General features: G+C 64.4%; 1 protein-coding gene. It reads left to right on the top strand.

What is annotated here, in order from left to right; genetic code table 11:
* Window positions 1–1,604: beta strand repeat-containing protein (locus KUV72_RS19675; RefSeq protein ID WP_222239513.1), on the top strand; the 1,604-nt coding region annotated here is incomplete at both ends.

Below are 1,604 nucleotides of genomic sequence, written 5' to 3'. Positions count from 1 at the left end.
GCCGGCACCGACGCGCCGACGCTGGCAATCGCCGAGGCTTCAGATGACACGGTCAACGCCGCTGAGCTGTCCGATGGGGTTCAGGCCAGCGTTGGTCTGACCGCCGGCACTCAGGCCGGTGACACCGTTACCCTGCAAATCGATAACGCGGACGACGTGACGTATACCGTGACGGCGGACGACGTCTCGAATGGCAGTGCCACGGTGGTGATTCCGAGCGATGCACTCACCGATGGCGACTATAGCGTCGCGGCGGTGATTACCGACGCTGCCGGTAATAACTCCGCTGCCTCCAGCAGCGTCGACTTCACGGTGGATGCCACCAGTCCTGGCGGCGACGCCGGCACCGACGCCCCGACGCTGGCGATTGCTGAGGCCGCGGATGGCATCAACGCTGCTGAGCTGTCCGATGGGGTTCAGGCCAGCGTTGGTCTGACCGCCGGCACCCAGGCCGGTGACACCATTACCCTGCAGATCGATAACGCCAACGACGTGACCTATACCGTGACGACGGACGACGTCGACACAGGTAGCGCCACGGTGGTGATCCCGAGCGATGCACTAACCGATGGCGACTATAGCGTCGCGGCGGTGATTACCGACGCTGCCGGTAATAACTCCGCTGCCTCCAGCAGCGTCGACTTCACGGTGGATGCCACCAGTCCTGGTGGTGAGGCCGGCACCGACGCGCCGACGCTGGCAATCGCCGAGGCCGCAGATGACATCGTCAACGCCGCTGAGCTGTCCGATGGGGTTCAGGCCAGCGTTGGTCTGACCGCCGGCACCCAGGCCGGTGACACTATTACCCTGCAGATCGATAACGCGGACGACGTGACCTATACCGTGACGACGGACGACGTCGACGCAGGTAGCGCCACGGTGGTGATCCCGAGCGATGCACTCACCGATGGCGACTATAGCGTCGCCGCGGTGATTACCGACGCTGCCGGTAATAGCTCTGCTGCCTCCAGCAGTGTCGACTTCACGGTGGATGCCACCAGCCCTGGCGGCGACGCCGGCACCGACGCGCCGACGCTGGCAATCGCCGAGGCCGCAGATGACATCGTCAACGCCGCTGAGCTGTCCGATGGGGTTCAGGCCAGCGTTGGTCTGACCGCCGGCACCCAGGCCGGTGACACCATTACCCTGCAGATCGATAACGCGGACGACGTGACGTATACCGTGACGACGGACGACGTCTCGAATGGCAGTGCCACGGTGGTAATTCCGAGCGATGCACTCACCGATGGCGACTATAGCGTCGCGGCGGTGATTACCGACGCTGCCGGTAATAGCTCTGCTGCCTCCAGCAGTGTCGACTTCACGGTGGATGCCACCAGTCCTGGCGGTGACGCCGGCACCGACGCGCCGACGCTGGCAATCGCCGAGGCTTCAGATGACACGGTCAACGCCGCTGAGCTGTCCGATGGGGTTCAGGCCAGCGTTGGTCTGACCGCCGGCACCCAGGCCGGTGACACTATTACCCTGCAGATCGACAACGCGGACGACGTGACCTATACCGTGACGACGGACGACGTCGACGCAGGTAGCGCCACGGTGGTGATCCCGAGCGATGCACTCACCGATGGTGACTATAGCGTCGC

The organism is Halomonas sp. DP4Y7-1 (genome assembly GCF_019800705.1).
GTDB lineage: Bacteria > Pseudomonadota > Gammaproteobacteria > Pseudomonadales > Halomonadaceae > Halomonas > Halomonas litopenaei_A.
The sequence above is the reverse complement of the archived record's forward strand: the minus strand, read 5'-3'. Positions and strand labels throughout refer to the sequence as shown.